Below are 15,354 nucleotides of genomic sequence, written 5' to 3' on the forward strand. Positions count from 1 at the left end.
CGTGCGGGCCGGGAGCGGTGCGGGCCGGGAGCCGGGGCCGGGTCAGACGGCCTGGACGACCAGGGCCGAGGTGAACCCGCCGGCACCGCGCGCGACCACGACCGCGGTCCGCACCCGGGCCTCCCGCGGCTGCCCGCACACCAGGTCCAGGCGGTGGGCCGGGTCGGGCTCGACGGCCGCGGCGGTCGGCGGGATGACGGAGTCCCGTACCGCCAGCAGGGCCGCGGCCGTGTCGACGGCGCCGCCGCCCGCGTACAGCCGGCCGATCAGCGTCTTGGGGGCGGTCACCGGCACGCCGTACGGGCCGAAGACCCCCGCCAGCGCGGTGGCCTCCTGACGGTCCAGTTCGGGGACCCCGGCGGCGTCGGCGAAGACCACGTCCACCTCCTCCGGCGCCACCCCGGCGTCGGTGAGGGCGGTGGTGATCACCCGGGCCAGCGCGGGCGGCCGGCCGCTGCCGGGGCGGGGGTCGAAGCCCGCCGCGTACCCGGTGATCCGGCCGTACGGGGTGACGCCACGGGCCGCCGCGGACCCGGCCGTCTCCGTCACGAGCATCGCGCCGCCCTCCCCCGGCACATGTCCCGCGGCGCGGGCGTCGAAGGGCAGGTACGCGGTGTCCGGGTCCTCGCCGGCGGACAGCCGGCCGCCGGCGATCTGGCAGACCAGCGCGTACGGGCTCAAGGGAGCCTCCGTACCGCCGCTGATCACGATGCCGCCGTCCTCCCGCAGGGTGCGCCGGGCCTGGCCGAGCGCGTCCAGGGCGCCCGCCTGCTCGGCGACCAGGACCCCGCACCGGCCGCGGGCGCGCTGGGCGATGGACACCTGGCCCGTGGTGGCGGCGTAGAACCAGGCCACCGACTGGTACACCCCGACCGCCTCGGGGCCCTTGGACCAGAGCTGTTCGATCTCGCGCTGGCCGAACGCGTTGCCGCCGGAGGAACTGGCGGTGATCACGCCCAGCCCGTACTCGGGCAGCTCGGACGGGTCCACCTGTGCGTCGCGCAGCGCCCAGTCCGCCACCGCGAGACCGAGCTGCGTCCAGCGGTCGGTCTGCACCATCAGCTTGCCGCGTACGTGCTCGGCGGCCACGAACCCCTCGGCCGCCCCGGCCAGCTTCACCGAGTAGCCGCTCGGGTCGAAGGACCGGATCCGGTCGATGCCGTTCTTCCCGGCCAGGGTGGCCGCCCAGTACTCCTCGGTGCCCACGCCGTTGGCGGCCACCACGCCCAGCCCGGTCACCACCGGGGCGTTGTCGGTCGACTCACTCATTTCGGCTCCGGTCGCTTGAGCAACATCGCTGATTGGAAGCCCCCGAAGCCGCTGCCCACCGTCAGCGCCACGTCCACCGGCGTGCGGCGGGCGACCCGCGGCACGTAGTCCAGGTCGCAGTCGGGGTCGCTCTCGGTCAGGTTGGCCGTCGGGGGGACGACGCCGTGCTCGATGGCCAGCGCGCACGCGGCGATCTCGATCGAGCCGATGGCGCCGAGGGAGTGGCCGACCATCGACTTGATGGAGCTGACCGGGACCTCGTGGGCCCGCTGCCCCAGCGCCCGCTTGAACGCGGCGGTCTCGTGCCGGTCGTTCTGCTTGGTGCCCGAGCCGTGGGCGTTGATGTAGTCGACGTCCTCGGGGCGCAGCCCGGACCGGTCCAGCGCCACGGTGATCGCCTCGGCCATCTCCTTGCCGTCCAGCCGCAGGCCCGTCATGTGGTAGGCGTTGCCGCGGTTGGCGTAGCCGGCGATCTCCGCGTAGCGGTGCGCGCCACGCCGCGCCGCGGCCCCGGCCTCCTCCAGGACGAACACCGCCGCGCCCTCGCCCATGACGAATCCGTCACGGCGCCGGTCGAACGGGCGGGAGGCGGTGGCGGCCTCGTCGTTGTTGCGGGAGGTCGCCTTGATCGCGTCGAAGCAGGCCATGGAGATCGGGGAGATCGGGGCGTCGGTGGCGCCCGCGATGACGATGTCCGCGCTGCCCTCCTCGATGAGCCGGGCCGCGTGGCCGACCGCGTCGATCCCGGACGTACAGCCCGTGGAGATCATCACGACCGGGCCCTCGGCGCCCCAGCGCCAGGCGACGTCGCGCGGGATGCTGCTGGGGACCAGGTGGTCGTACAGCTCCGGTACGGCCTCGGACTCGTCGATCACCCAGCCGCGCTCACCGCCGTGGCTGACCTTGAGGTAGCCCTCCTCCAGCCGGGTGGTGCAGCCCACCGCGCTGCCGATCACCACACCGGTCCGTTCGGGGACCAGGGCGTTTTCGTCCAGGCCGCTGTCGGCGACCGCCTGGCCCGCCGCGGCCAGCGCGAACTGGGCGGCGCGGTCCAGGACTTCGCCCTCGCGCTCGGTGAGCCCGGCCGCGGCCGGGTCGAAGTCGGCCTCGGCCGCGATCCGCGACTTGAAGCCGGAGACGTCGAAGTGGGTCACCCCGCGCGTGGCGGTGGTGCCGGAGGTGAGCGCCGACCAGAACGCCTCGGTGGTGGTGCCGCCGGGGGCGACCACCCCGATGCCGGTGATCGCCGCGGTACGGTTGCGGGTGCCCATCACCGGGCCGCAATCTCGGGGTGCGGGGCGTCTATCTCGGGGTGCGGGGCGTCCGGGTGCGGCAGCTCCTCGGTGTCCACGTGGCCCAGGCGCGGTTCGGGCGCCAGCGGGCTCAGGTGGAAGACGGCGGTGGCCGGGGCGTCCGAGTTGTTGACCACCCGGTGCCGGGCCTTGACCGGCACCAGTACGCCCTCCTCGGCTGCCACCTCCACCGGCTCCCCGTCGACGGTGACCGTCATCGAGCCGGAGGTGACGTACAAGAACTCCTCGGAGTACGGGTGGTAGTGCTCGGAGACGTACTCACCGGGCGCCAGCGTCAGCACGCCGAGGAACCCGGAGGTCGCCCCGGCCGTCTTCGGGCCCAGCACGACCCGGATGTCGCCGCCGCGGCGCCGGTTGGCCGCCACGTCCTTCAGCGCGACCCTGCGCGCCACGGCCTGACAGGTCTCGTTCATCAACACTCCTCGCTGGGGACGGGCACCCTCAGGCACGACGCCACTGGTAGAACGGCGCGGCCAGGGCGTCCTTGGGCTCACGCCAGGACGGGTGGTAGGGCTTGACGTAGGGGGCGAGGCCCTCGTCGATCTCGCGGAACAAGGGGTGCTTGCGCACTTCGGAGAGCTGCGGCTGCAAGTCCTCGTCGGTCTCCACCAGATGGAAGTAGAGATCGTGGAAGGTGAACAGCGTGCGGCGCCGCACCCCCAGCATCTCGGGCAGCTCCGACTCGTCGGACCTGGCGAACAGCTCGGCCACACGGTCGCGGTGGCCTGCGTCCAGCCGGGCGACGATCAGGTTTCGGGTGGTCATGTGGCAAGCGTCGTCCCGCCGGGTAGAGACGGCTTCAAGAATCGATCATCGGCCGGCGGCTCCCCCGCCGGCTCCCCCGCCGGCGAGGTCAGGGCGCTCAGTTCGGCCCGCCACAGCCCGGCCAGTTCGCGCGCCGAGCGCTCCGTGAGGACGTCGGTGCGGTACCACAGGCGGGCGGTGGGCGCGGCCCGGCCCGGCGTGAGTTCCAAGGTGATCTCGAAGCTGGACCGGGTACGGGCCCGGCGCCGCTCGGCCGCCCGCACCCCGGGCAGGTCCAGCACGGCGGCCCGGTTGTTCTGTACGACGAAACCGGCCTGGCAGAACGGGTTACGGGTACGGTCGCGGGGGACCTCGGAGCGCAGCACCAGCTCGGTCGGCATGAACTGGAATCTCAGCGCAAGGCCCAACTCCCGCTGGGCCGCGGCCAGGTCCGTCTCGGGGCGCTGTCCGGGGCCGCCCGGGAACCGGCAGGCCACCGCGTTGGCGAAACAGCCCACCACCTGCTCGGACTCCGGCAGGGTGCGCCCGGCGACGGGGATGCCGATCGCCAGGTCCTGGCTGCCGGTGTGCCGGCGCAGGGCCCGCGCCCACGCCGCCAGCAGGACGGCCTGCGCGGTGCCGCCGCGCCCGGCCGCCACCGCCTCGGCGGCGGCGTACAGCGGCGCCGGCAGCTCGACGTCCAGCTCCTGGACCGGGGCGTACGGCGCCAGTTCCCCCTTCCCGGCCACCGGCAGGTCCGGTACGCCGAGCAGGGCGTGCCCCCACTCCGTCAGCCCCGCCCGGTCCGCCGCGCTCTCCGCGAGGTCCTGCCGCAGCCAGCTCTCGGCATAGCGGGTCGGCGCGGTCCACGGCAGGGGCCTGCCCGAGGCGATCGCCCGGTAGGCGTCCGACAGATCGCGGCACAGCAGATCGGCCGACCAGCCGTCGAACGCGGTGTGGTGGATGTTCAGGGCCAGGGTGTGCCGGGTGGGCGAGAGGGAAACCAGTACGGCCCGGACCGGGATCTGCCGCGCCAGGTCGAAGGGCTCGGCCAGCAGGTCCGCGACGGTCCTTTCGGCCTCCTGCGCGTCGGACGCCGTGCGCAGCCGCAGGACGTCCGGGACGTCGTCGGCGGCCAGTACCTCGGTCCGTACGCCGCGCCGGCCTTCCCGGTGCAGCAGCGTCCGCAGCGCCTCGTGGCGGCCGGTGACCGCCCGGAGCGCGGCGGCCAGCACCGGGCCGTCGACGGCGCCGTCGAGATGGAACTCCAGCGGGCAGTGCGCGTCACCGCTGCCGGGGTTGGTGACCGCCAGGTACCAGAACCGCCACTGCGGCACCGGGAGGCCCGCCAGCCAGCGGTGCCCGGACGGCTCCGATGACAGGGCTGCGGGCAGTACTGCGGGGTGTTCTGCGGGGTGTTCTGCGGCTTTGCCGGCGGCGGGCCCGTCCAGCAGGGCCGCGATCGCACGCGGCGTCTGAGAGGCCATGACCTGCGCGGCGGTGACCGCGCCGCCGGTCCGTTCCGTCAGCCAGTGCGCGATCCGGATCGCCGTGATGGACGTACCGCCCGACGCGAAGATGTCCTCGTCGGGCCCGACCGGGGCGTCCAGCAGCCCGGTCACCAGGGACATCACCTCCCGTACGGCCTCCGGCAGCGCTTGGACGCGAGCCGCCCCGGCGCGCTCGGCGGCCCCCGCGGCACGGTGCTGTGCCACGAGCGCGGCCAGCGCCGCCGCGTCGACCTTGCCGTTGGCGTTCAGCGGCAGGTCCGCCACGGCGACCACGAAGTCGGGGACGAACGCCGACGGCAGCGCGCGGCGGACCGCCTCCTTGACCGCCGCCGCCAGGCCGGGCCCGACCGGGCCGGCGGGCACCACACACGCGGCCAGGTGGGTCTTGACCGGCGCGCCGTGCGGCAGCGCCACTACGGCGGCCCGCCGCACCTCCGGCAGCGCCGTGACGGCGGCCTCCACCTCGGCGGGCTCCACCCGCATTCCGCGGATCTTCACCTGGCGGTCCCGGCGGCCCAGCATGACCAGCCCGTCCGCCGGGTCGATCCGGCCGATGTCCCCGGTGAGGTAGACGCGGACCGGGCCGCCGCCGGGCTCGGGCTCCAGTACGGGGAAGGCGCGGGCGGTCAGCTCCGGGGCGCCCGCGTAACGCAGGGCCAGGCCCTCCCCGGCCACGGCGATCTCGCCCGTCTCCCCCTCGTCCAGGACGCCGCGGTCCGGGCCCAGGACGTAGACCGTGGTGTCGGCCAGCGGCCGGCCGACCGGGACGTCCTCGGGGATGCCGGTGGCGGGCACCTCGTAGGCGTTGGTGTAGACGCAGCTCTCCACCGGGCCGTAGACGTGCAGGACGCGCACCCCGGGGACGGCGGCGCGTACGCGTGCGAAGTGGCGGGCGCAGGCCCGCTCGCCGCCGGTCATCAGGACGTCCAGTCCGGCGAACGCGCCCGGGTCGGTCTCGGCGACCACCCCGAACAGCGCGGTGGTCAGGAAGAGGTGGCTGACCCCGGACGCCACGGCGGCACGTACGTCGTGCGGCTGTACGTGGCCGTGCCCACCCGGCCGGTGCACCACGACCGTGCCGCCGTGCACCAGCGGCGACCACAGCTCCATCGCGAAGGCGTCCCAGGGGCTGGGCGCCGCCTGCAGCATGCGCAGGGCGGAGCCGGCCCGGCCGAAACCGAGCAGCGGGTCGCGGGCGACGCGCAGCACCGAGCGGTGCCGTACCAGCGCGGCCTTGGGCGTGCCGCTGCTGCCGGAGGTGAAGAAGACGCACGCCGGGGTCTCGAAGTCACCGTCGAACGGGTGGAATTCCGCCTCGCAGGAGCGCAGCGCCTCGAAGTCCAGCGGGCGGGTGCCCGCGACGGGCCCGTCCGGCTCCGCGCCGGGGCCGCCGCCGGCTACGGCACCGCGCCCGTCTCCGCCGCCGACCGACCAGCGGGCCCCGGTGTACGCGGCGAGCTGGGCGCAGCGGGCGGCGGGCCAGGACGGCTCGGGAGCGGCGTAGACCGCGCCGCACTTCAGGACGGCCAGCAGCGCCTGGTACAGCTCCGGGCCGCGGGGCATCCGCACCACCACCACGTCACCGGGCCGTACCCCCGCGGCACTCAGTCCGGCCGCCACCCGGGTCGCCCCGTGGACCAGTTCCCGGTAGTCCGTCACCGTGCCGTCGTGCCGGACCGCCGGGGCGTCGGGGGTGGTGGCGGCCCAGTGGTCCAGGAGCTGGTCGATGCGACGGCGGTCGTCCTCGCCGAGCGCCGGTCCGCGCAGGATCGAAGTCATGGCACCTTCCGCTTGTGTGACTGCTGGTACGCGTCGTGCACGTGTACGTGGCTGCTTGTACGCGGCGGGCCGCTCGCGCACGGCTTTTCACAGATGGGGGTTGGCGGGCACGGCCAGCGTCTGGAGCCGTGCCAGGTCCGGCCGGCCGTACGGCGTCAGCGGGATCTCCTCCACCACCGCCCACAGTTCGGGCATCATCGGGCGCCGCAGCCCCTCGCCGGCGAACCGCCGGAGCTCGTCCAGCGGGTCCGCCAGCGGCCTGCGCAGCACCACGGCGGCCAGCAGCCGGCGGGCCCGCGGCCCGGGACCGACCGCCGCCACCACCACGTCCGCCACGGCCGGGTGGGCCGCGATCCGGGCGCGTACCTCCTGCGGATCCACCCGGTATCCGCCCACCGTGACCTGGGCGTCCAGGCGTCCCAGGAAGCGCAGCCGCCCCTCGCCGTCCCAGCGCGCCAGGTCTCCCGTCCGGTGGTACCGCTCGCCCTCGAACGTGCCGAAAGCGTGCCGGGCGTGGTGCTCGTCCCCGTTCTCGTCCCGGTCCTCGGCGCGGTTCTCGTCCCGGTCCTCGGCGCGGACCGTACCTCCGCCCAGGTATCCGGCCACCGCGCCGTCCCCCAGGACACACAGCTCCCCGGCCCCGCCCGGCGGGACCGCGCCGCCCCGTTCGTCCAGCACGAGCAGCCGCGTCCCGGCGACCGGGCGGCCCAGCGGCAGCGGGCCACCGGCCTCGCACGCGTCGCTCAGGTCGTGCCGGGCGACGGCCGTGCCGCCGGCGGTGGGGAGGTGGACGTGGGAGACGGTCAGGCCGGGGTGGCGCCGCAGCAGGGCCCGTACCGGCTCCGGGGCCGGTTCGCCGTCGCCGACCAGCACCCGCCGTACGGCCGTGAACGCATCGGGCCGGTGCTCGACCAGCGTGCGGAAGACCGCGGACGGCAGGACCGCGACGCTGGTGCCGTACGTCTGGAAGAACGCCGCCAGCGCCCGGGGGCGCGGCGGGCCGTCGGGAAAGACGTCCACCGTGCCGCCGTTGAGCAGCGGGCCGAACAGCTCCAGTACGGACAGGCCGGAGCCCAGCGGGGCCAGCCGGGGCACCCGGTCACCGGCGCGGTGTCCGGCGATCCCGCCGTCCAGGGCGAGCCGGAGCAGTGCGCGCTGCCGTATCAGCACGCCCTCCGGCCGGCCCGGCGCCACGTGGTCCCCGGGGGCGGGCAGGACGCAGGCGAGGCGGTCGGAGTCGTCGGGCACCGGCGGGACCAGGGCCGGTATCCGCGGCGCCGCTCCCCGGGGCAGCAGCGGTACGCATCCCGGGGGCAGCAGCGGGCGGACCGTACGCAGGCTCTCCCCGGTGCCGACGAGTGCGACCGGCCGGGCCGCGCCGAGGATCCGGCCGAGCCGCCCGGGCGGGCTCTGCGGGTCCAGCGGCAGGTAGGCCGCGCCCAGCCGCAGGGCCGCCAGTACGGTGATCACCTCGTCGGCGGAGCGGGGCAGCGCGACCGCCACGGTGTCACCCTCGCCGACGCCGCCGGCCGCCAGGACGCCGGCCTGGCCGGCGGCGGCCTGGACCAGCTCGCCGTAGGTGAGGGTCAGGTCGCGCGCGGGGTCGTTGACGGCGGGCTGGTCCCACTGCTCGAGGGCGCGGCGTTCCAGGTGGTGCCAGATCCCCGGCAGGCCGGCCGGCGGCACGGGCTCTGCCGGTGCGTCGCAGCCGCCCAGCTCCGTCAGCCGCTGCCGCTGCCTGGGGGACATCCCCCGTACGCGCCCCAGCGGTTCGCCGTAGTGGGCGTCCAGTTCCAGCAGGGTCGCCTCGACGGCCTCGGCCAGAGCGGCGGCCTCACGCGCCGTCATGACCCCGGTGGCGTACTCGACGGCCAGCTCCGGCTCGGTCCCCCAGCGCAGGACGAGGAGGGTCACATCGGCCCCGGTGTGGCCGTTGAAGACCTGCCGCACCCTGACGCGCAGCCCCCCGGCGTCCAGTTCCCCGGGCAGGGCGCCGTCCTGTCCGCTGAAGGCGACCTGGATCAGCGGCATCCGGCGTCCGTCGGCGTGGGCGCGCAGCCCCCGGCTCAGCGCGCCGAAGGGCACCGAGGCGGCGCTGACGCCCTCGGCGACGGCGGCGGAGGTGCCGCGCAGATGGTCCTCGACGGTCCGGGTGTCCTCCAGGTCGCAGCGGACCGGGACCAGGGCCGCGCAGGGGCCGACCAGGCGCCGGGTGGCGGCCCCGGCCCGCCGGGCGATGTGCACGCCGACCAGGAACCGGTTCAGCGCGGCCCGCCGCGCGATGACCACCTGCCAGGCGGCCAGCAGGACGGAATGCGGGGTGATGCAGGCCCGCGCGGCGAGGCGCTCGGCCGCCTCGCGGGCGCGCGGTGTGAGCCCGAAGGGGATACGGGCGCCCTGGAAGTCGAACCGGGCCGGGCGGGGCACGTCGGAGGGCAGCTCCACGACCGTGGGGCAGTCGCCCAGTTCGGCGATCCGCCGCCGTCCCAGCTCCTCCAGCCGCCCGGCGTCCCGGTCGTGCCGCTCCTGGAGCACGTCGGGGGTGGGCGCGGGCGGCAGGCCGGCCGCGGTCCCGGCGCGCTCGGCGGCGTAGCAGGCGGCCAGTTCCTCCCAGAGCACGCCCGCCGAGCGCAGGTCGGCGACCGCGGAGTGGCAGATCAGCGTCAGCAGGTGGTGCGTGGCGCCGAAGCGGGTCAGTACGAAGGCGTGGGCGGGGCGGCCGAGGGCGGACACCAGGTGGGCGGCGTCCTTGACCAGCGCGCTCTGTACGGTACGGACCGGGTCGGCGCCGGGGGCGGGGCGCAGCTCCTGGCGGACCAGGCCGGGCCGCCAGGTGGGCAGCACCCGGCGGCGGTACCCCTCGGGGGTCTCCTCGAATACCGTACGCAGCGCCTCGTGCCGGTCGGTCAGCCGCTCCACGGCCGCCGTGAGCGCCTGCTCGTCCAGGGGGCCGTGCAGCTCGCCGCCGACGATCTGGTGCTGGGCGGTGCCGCCGGTCAGCCGGGCCGCGTTGAGGTAGCCGTCCTGTTCGGGGACCACCGGGCGGCTCGGCTCCAGCAGCGGCCCGTCGCCCGCCGGGGCGGGGTCCGCGGCGCCGGGGAGGGCGTCGGCCAGCACGTTGGCCAGCGGCGCCAGGCCGATGAGCCGGCCCACGTCGATGATCTGCCCGAACTCCTCCTCCATGGTGGCGGAGAAGTCCATGGCGGACACCGAGTCACCGCCCAGGCCCAGGAACGATTCCTCGGCGGCCCGCTCGGCGATCTCCTCCGGCGGGAGACCGAGTACGGACGCCAGCACCTCCCAGACCGGCCCGGTGGTGGTGTCAACGTTCATCGTTTGCCTCCCCATCCCTGGTCACCCCCGCAGGGTGCGGGCCGTGCTTCGAATGCGGCTCAAGGCGCCGTCGGCGGGCGGCGGGCCCGGGACGGGGCGCGGCACGGGGGCTTGGCGGGGCGCGGTACGGGGACTTGGCGGGGTCCTGTCCGGGCGAACCGTTCTGGATCGCGGCTCGATGGGGCGGCCCGACGGTGACGCAGAAGATTGGGAGGTCGCGATGCGTGTCTTGTTCGTCACGTGGGCCTGGCCGTCGCACTTCTTCCCGTGCGTTCAGCTCGGCTGGGCGCTGCGGGCAGGCGGGCACGAGGTCCTGGTCGCCAGTCAGCCGTCGCTCACCGACGGCATCACCCGGGCGGGGCTGCCCGCCGCCGCCGTGGGCGAGGACGTGGACGTGGGCGCCCTGGCCGGCCGGTACTTCTCCTGGCTGGTACGGCAGGAGCGGCCGGTGGAGTGGGAGGAGATGCGGGCCTGGGGCGCCGGCAACGTCATCACCTACAAGCGGATCGCCGAGGCGATGTTGGAGGACACCCTGTCCCTGGCCCGGGACTGGCGGCCCGACCTGGTCGTCTTCGACCCGACGACGTACGCGGGTCCGCTGGTCGCGGCCCGGCTGGGGGTACCGGCGGTCCGCCACATCTGGGGCATGGACTACACCCTGCGCACCCGCGAGTTCGAGCCGGAGGCACTGGCCGACCTGTGCGGGCGTCTGGGGATACCCGGGGTGGAGACCCTCGGTGACCTCACCGTGGACCCCTGCCCGCCGTCCTTGCAGGTCCAGGCGCCCGTCGACCGGCTCACCATGCGCTTCGTGCCGTACAACGGCCCGGCGGTGGTGCCGGACTGGCTGGTACGGCCCCCCGAGCGGCCCCGGATCTGTGTGGTGGAGAGCAGTGCGGTCACGCAGTGGGGCGGGCCCGAGGCCGCCCTGTCGCCCGTCGCGCTGGAGGCGCTCGCCGGCACCGACGCCGAGGTCGTCGTGGTGGGCGCCACGGCTCTGCCGGACGGGCCGCTGCCGCCCCGTACCCGCGTGGCCGGCCGGATCGCGCTGCACCTGCTGCTGCCCACCTGTGACCTGCTCGTCCACCAGGGCGGGGGCGGCGCGGTGATGACGGCGTTGGCGGCCGGGGTGCCGCAGCTCGTCCTGCCGCGCTTCGCCGACCACCTCTTCAACGGGCGCCGGATAGCGCAGGCGGGCGCCGGCCGCGAGGTGTTCGCGGGCCGGGCCACCGCCGAGCTGGTCCGCGCCGAGGCCGAGCTGCTCCGGAAGGACGACAAGTACCGCGTGCGCGCACAGGAGTTGAGGGACGAGATGGCGCAGCAGCCGTCGGCGGCCGAGGTGACCGGCCGACTGGCCGGGCTCGTGGCGGAGCGGGGGCGGCGGTCATGAGCCGGATCCTGTTCACCACCCAGCCCGCCGGCGGGCATCTGCGCCCGCTGGTGCCGATCGCGCAGGCAGCCCTGCTGCGCGGCCACACCGTGGCCGTCTCGGCCCCCGCCTGCATGGCCGAGGAGCTGGCCGGGTACCGGCTGCCGCACCTGGTCGGCGGCTACGACTGGCGCTACGACGTCTACCGCATGCTGCCCAAGGGGTACGACCGGCAGGACTTCGCGGCGGCGGCCGACACCTTCCGCGCGCTGGGCGAGCCCCTGACCCGGGCCTTCGCCGGCCATGTCGCCCGGCGCACCGCCGCCGACATCCTGGGCCACGACTGGCGGCCCGACCTGGTCGTACGGGAACTGGACGAGTTCGGCGGCTACCTGGCCGCCGAGGCGCTCGGTGTCCCGCACGCGGCGGTCATCTCCTTCGGCGGGCTCGACGGCGTCACCGGCCCCGTACTGGGCCCGGTCCTGGACGAGGGCCGCCGGGAGCTGGGCCTGCCCGCCGACCCCCGGGGCGAACGGCTCTACCGGCATCTGACGGCCGGGTTCCTGCCGCCCGAGCTGGGCGCCTCGGAGCTGATGCTGCCCGCCACCCGCTGCTACCGGCACATCAACGCCGAGCGGGCCGCCGACCGGCTGCCGTCCTGGCTGGCCGGCCTGGACCTGTCCCGGCCGCTGGTCTTCGCCGCCTTCGGCACGGTGGTCTACGGGCTGCCCGGCTCGTCCCGGTTCGTCGAGGAGGCCATCGCCGCGCTCGGGGACGTGGACTGCACCGCCGTACTGGCCCTGGGCGCCGGCGCCGACACCCACGACGCCGCCCGGAAGGTCCCCGGCAACGTCCGCCTCGTCGACTTCGTCGACCAGGCGCTGATGCTGGAGGGCTGCGATCTCTTCGTCACCCATGGAGGACTCAACAGCATGAAGGAAGCCCTGCGCCTGGGGGTGCCCATGGTGACGGTCCCGGTGCTGGACGACCACCGGCACAACGCCGGCCTGTTCGCCGCGGCCGGCCTCTCCCGTACGGTCCCGCTCGCCACCGCCAACCGGCGGACGATGGCGCACGAGATCGGGCGGGCGCTCGCGGACCCGGCCTTGCGGACCGCCGCCCGCCGGGCGCAGCGGCACCTCCACGCGCTGCCCGCCCTGGACACGCTCGTCGATGACCTGGAAGCGCTGATCACACGATGACCACCTCGGCCGTGCCGGCCCCGGCCCCCGTGCGCTGTGAGGTGTGGTGGGCGCGCCTGGACCACCAGCACGAACGGCTGCTGTCCCTGCTGGACGCCGTGGAGCTGTGGCGGCGCGCCAACTACCGGCGCAGCCAGGACCGGGCGCGCTTCACCGTGGGCGCCGCCCTGCTGCGGCTGGCGTCCGCGCGGATGCTGGGCCGGGCCCCGCACCTGCTCACGTTCGGCCGTGAGTGCCCCGACTGCAAGCTCCCGCACGGCCGCCCGCGGCTGCGCGACGGGCACCTGCACGTGTCGGTGTCGCACTCGGGGGACCTGATCGCGGTCGCGGTGTCCACCGGCGCCGAGATGGGCGTGGACGTGGAGACGGTGGACGAGTCCAAGCCCGCGCGGCTGGCCAGGCGGGTGCTGGACCCGGCGGAACTGGCCCGGTTCCAGGAGCTGCCCGAAAGCGAGCGGGCCCAGGACTTCTTCCGCGTGTGGACCCGTAAGGAAGCGGTGCTCAAGGCCACCGGTGAGGGCCTGCGGCTGCCGATGAACGCGGTCGGCTTCGACCGCGGGGGCCGGCTGACCGCCTACCCCGGGCGGCCCGACCTGCCGGGCGCCACCCACATGTTCGACCTCCATCCCCGCCCGTGCCTGGACGACGTCCCGGACGGCGAGTACCGGGCCGCGCTCGCCGTCCTGTCGCCGTCCGAGGTACGGGTCGAGCAGTTCAACGCCCGCGGGCTCCTGCACACCTGGTAGGCCCCCGGAGCACCCCGGGCCCAAGGACACATCCGACGACATGGAAGGTAGGACCATGAAAGCTCTGGTTCTGGCAGGCGGTTCCGGAACGCGCCTGCGCCCGCTGAGCCACACCATGGCCAAGCAGCTCATCCCGGTGGCCGGGCGCCCGGTGCTCATGCACTGCCTGGCCGACCTCGCGGAGATCGGCGTCACCGAGGTCGGCATGATCATCGGTGCCCGGGGCGAGGAGACGAAGAAGGCGGTCGGCGACGGCGCCGACTTCGGCCTGAAGGTCACCTACATACCGCAGCCCGCCCCGCTCGGCCTGGCCCACTGCGTGAAGCTGGCCCGCGGCTTCCTGGGCGAGGACGACTTCGTGATGTACCTCGGCGACAACATCCTCGCCGACGGCATCGCCGACGCCGCCGCCGAGTTCGCCCGGAACCGGCCCGACGCGCAGATCGTGCTCACCCGGGTCGCCAACCCGCGCGAGTTCGGCGTCGCCGAACTCGACGCCGACGGCAGGATCGTCGCACTGGCCGAGAAGCCCGACCGGCCGCGCAGCGACCTGGCCATGACCGGCGTCTACTTCTTCACCCCGGCCGTCCACGAGGCGGTCGAGGCCATCCGGCCCAGCGCCCGCGGCGAGCTGGAGATCACCGACGCGCTGTCGTGGATGCTCGACCACGGCCGGGACGTGCGGGCCACGGAGTTCCTGGGCTACTGGAAGGACACCGGGCGCGTCGATGACGTACTGGAGGTCAACCGGGTCCTGATGGAACGGCTCAAGGGCAGCGTCCGGGGCGAGGTCGACGCGGCCAGCACCCTGCGCGGCGAGGTGGTGGTGGAACCCGGCGCGCGCATCACCGCCTCCACCGTGGTCGGCCCGGCGGTGATCGGCGCGGGCACCCAGGTCAGCGGCAGCCACATCGGCCCGTACACCACGCTCGGCCGCGACTGCACCCTGCTCGGCGCCGGCATCGAGTACTCGATCGTGCTGGACGGGGTGTCGGTACGGCACGTCGAGGGCCTGCACGGATCGATGATCGGCCGGGAGGCGGACATCACCGCCGCCACGGCCCGTACCCGCCGGCTCGTCATCGGCGACCACGCCAAGGTGGAGGTGCTGTGAAACTCCTGGTGACCGGGGGAGCCGGCTTCATCGGATCGCACTACGTACGGACCCTGCTGGAGGACGGGTACCCCGGCTGGGAGGGCGCCCACGTCACCGTGCTGGACGCCCTCACCTACGCGGGCAACCGCGCCAACCTGCCGGCGAGCCATCCGAGGCTGGAGTTCGTCCACGGTGACATCCGCGACCGGGCGCTGCTGGCGGAGCTGCTGCCGGGGCACGACGCCGTGGTGCACTTCGCCGCCGAGTCGCACGTGGACCGCTCGGTGTGCGGCGGTCCGGAGTTCGTGGAGACCAACGTGGTCGGCACCCACGCCCTGCTGGAGGCCGTACGGCAGGCGAAGGTGGAGCGGATCGTGTGCGTGTCGACCGACGAGGTGTACGGCACCATCGACGAGGGCTCGTGGACCGAGGACTTCCCGCTGCTGCCCAACTCGCCCTACGCCGCCGCCAAGGCCGGCTCCGACCTGATCGCCCGGGCGTACTGGCGCACCCACGGTCTGGACGTCGTCATCACCCGCTGCTGCAACAACTACGGGCCCTACCAGCACACGGAGAAGCTCATCCCGCGCTTCGTGACCACGTTGCTGTCGGGCGGCAGGGTCCCGCTCTACGGTGACGGCGGCAACGTACGCGAATGGCTGCACGTCGAGGACCACTGCCGGGCCGTGCACAGCGCCCTGGCGCACGGGCGCTCCGGGGAGATCTACAACATCGGCAGCACGGAGGAGCTGACCAACCTCGAACTGACCCGCCGCCTGCTGGAGTTGTGCGGCGCGGACGAGCGCAGCGTGGAGCGGGTCGCCGACCGGCCCGGCCACGACCGCCGCTACTCCCTGGACGCCGGCAAGATCCGTACGGAACTGGGCTGGCAGCCCCGCGTCTCCCTGGAACAGGGGCTGGCCGACACCGTCGACTGGTACCGGAAGGAGACCTGGTGGTGGCAGCGGCCGACGAACCGGGACTAGGACCCC

11 protein-coding genes are annotated in these 15,354 nt (G+C 74.8%); 5 read left to right on the forward strand and 6 right to left on the reverse strand.

Going from position 1 to position 15,354, the window contains the following annotated elements; translation table 11 throughout:
• Nucleotides 1–42: 42 nt before the first annotated feature.
• The 6 genes from KGS77_RS15945 to KGS77_RS15970 all read right to left on the reverse strand — a co-directional run bounded on the left by KGS77_RS15945 (nt 43) and on the right by KGS77_RS15970 (nt 9,949).
• Nucleotides 43–1,269 carry a ketosynthase chain-length factor gene (locus KGS77_RS15945; RefSeq protein ID WP_242582008.1) on the reverse strand — a complete coding sequence of 409 codons (1,227 nt, stop codon included), beginning with the start codon at nt 1,267–1,269 and terminating at the stop codon, nt 43–45.
• Nucleotides 1,266–2,540 carry a beta-ketoacyl-[acyl-carrier-protein] synthase family protein gene (locus tag KGS77_RS15950; protein WP_242582010.1) on the reverse strand — a complete coding sequence of 425 codons (1,275 nt, stop codon included), beginning with the start codon at nt 2,538–2,540 and terminating at the stop codon, nt 1,266–1,268. Before KGS77_RS15950 ends, KGS77_RS15945 begins: the two co-directional genes overlap by 4 nt.
• Nucleotides 2,540–2,995 (reverse strand): cupin domain-containing protein, encoded by a 456-nt coding sequence (locus KGS77_RS15955; RefSeq protein WP_242582012.1) that lies wholly within the window; start codon nt 2,993–2,995, stop codon nt 2,540–2,542. The genes KGS77_RS15950 and KGS77_RS15955 overlap by 1 nt, the downstream gene beginning before the upstream one ends.
• 28 nt (nt 2,996–3,023) lie before the next feature.
• A complete protein-coding gene (locus KGS77_RS15960) occupies nt 3,024–3,347 on the reverse strand; it encodes a TcmI family type II polyketide cyclase (RefSeq protein ID WP_242582014.1) in 324 nt (107 codons plus the stop codon).
• The gene (locus KGS77_RS15965) at nt 3,344–6,616 is read right to left on the reverse strand and encodes an AMP-binding protein (RefSeq protein WP_242582016.1); all 3,273 of its coding nucleotides are present in this window, start codon (nt 6,614–6,616) and stop codon (nt 3,344–3,346) included. Before KGS77_RS15965 ends, KGS77_RS15960 begins: the two co-directional genes overlap by 4 nt.
• 87 nt (nt 6,617–6,703) lie before the next feature.
• Nucleotides 6,704–9,949, reverse strand: coding sequence for an AMP-binding protein (locus KGS77_RS15970; protein WP_242582018.1), 3,246 nt, complete (start codon nt 9,947–9,949; stop codon nt 6,704–6,706).
• A gap of 220 nt (nt 9,950–10,169) precedes the next feature.
• On the opposite strand from KGS77_RS15970, the gene KGS77_RS15975 reads away from it, so the two are divergent.
• From KGS77_RS15975 to rfbB, 5 genes are read left to right on the forward strand one after another with little or no spacing between them, the layout of a single operon-like run.
• Nucleotides 10,170–11,339, forward strand: a complete 1,170-nt coding sequence (locus tag KGS77_RS15975) for a nucleotide disphospho-sugar-binding domain-containing protein (protein ID WP_242582020.1) — start codon at nt 10,170–10,172, stop codon at nt 11,337–11,339.
• The gene (locus KGS77_RS15980; protein WP_242582022.1) at nt 11,336–12,520 is read left to right on the forward strand and encodes a glycosyltransferase; all 1,185 of its coding nucleotides are present in this window, start codon (nt 11,336–11,338) and stop codon (nt 12,518–12,520) included. Before KGS77_RS15975 ends, KGS77_RS15980 begins: the two co-directional genes overlap by 4 nt.
• Complete coding sequence (locus tag KGS77_RS15985) at nt 12,517–13,266, forward strand: 4'-phosphopantetheinyl transferase superfamily protein (RefSeq protein ID WP_242582024.1); 750 nt, start codon at nt 12,517–12,519, stop codon at nt 13,264–13,266. Before KGS77_RS15980 ends, KGS77_RS15985 begins: the two co-directional genes overlap by 4 nt.
• A gap of 55 nt (nt 13,267–13,321) precedes the next feature.
• Nucleotides 13,322–14,380, forward strand: coding sequence for a glucose-1-phosphate thymidylyltransferase (locus KGS77_RS15990; RefSeq protein ID WP_242582026.1), 1,059 nt, complete (start codon nt 13,322–13,324; stop codon nt 14,378–14,380).
• Nucleotides 14,377–15,348, forward strand: a complete 972-nt coding sequence (gene rfbB / locus KGS77_RS15995; RefSeq protein ID WP_242582028.1) for a dTDP-glucose 4,6-dehydratase — start codon at nt 14,377–14,379, stop codon at nt 15,346–15,348. The genes KGS77_RS15990 and rfbB overlap by 4 nt, the downstream gene beginning before the upstream one ends.
• The last annotated feature ends 6 nt before the right edge of the window (nt 15,349–15,354 follow it).

Origin of the sequence: Streptomyces sp. MST-110588 (assembly GCF_022695595.1) — a bacterium.
Lineage (GTDB): Bacteria > Actinomycetota > Actinomycetes > Streptomycetales > Streptomycetaceae > Streptomyces.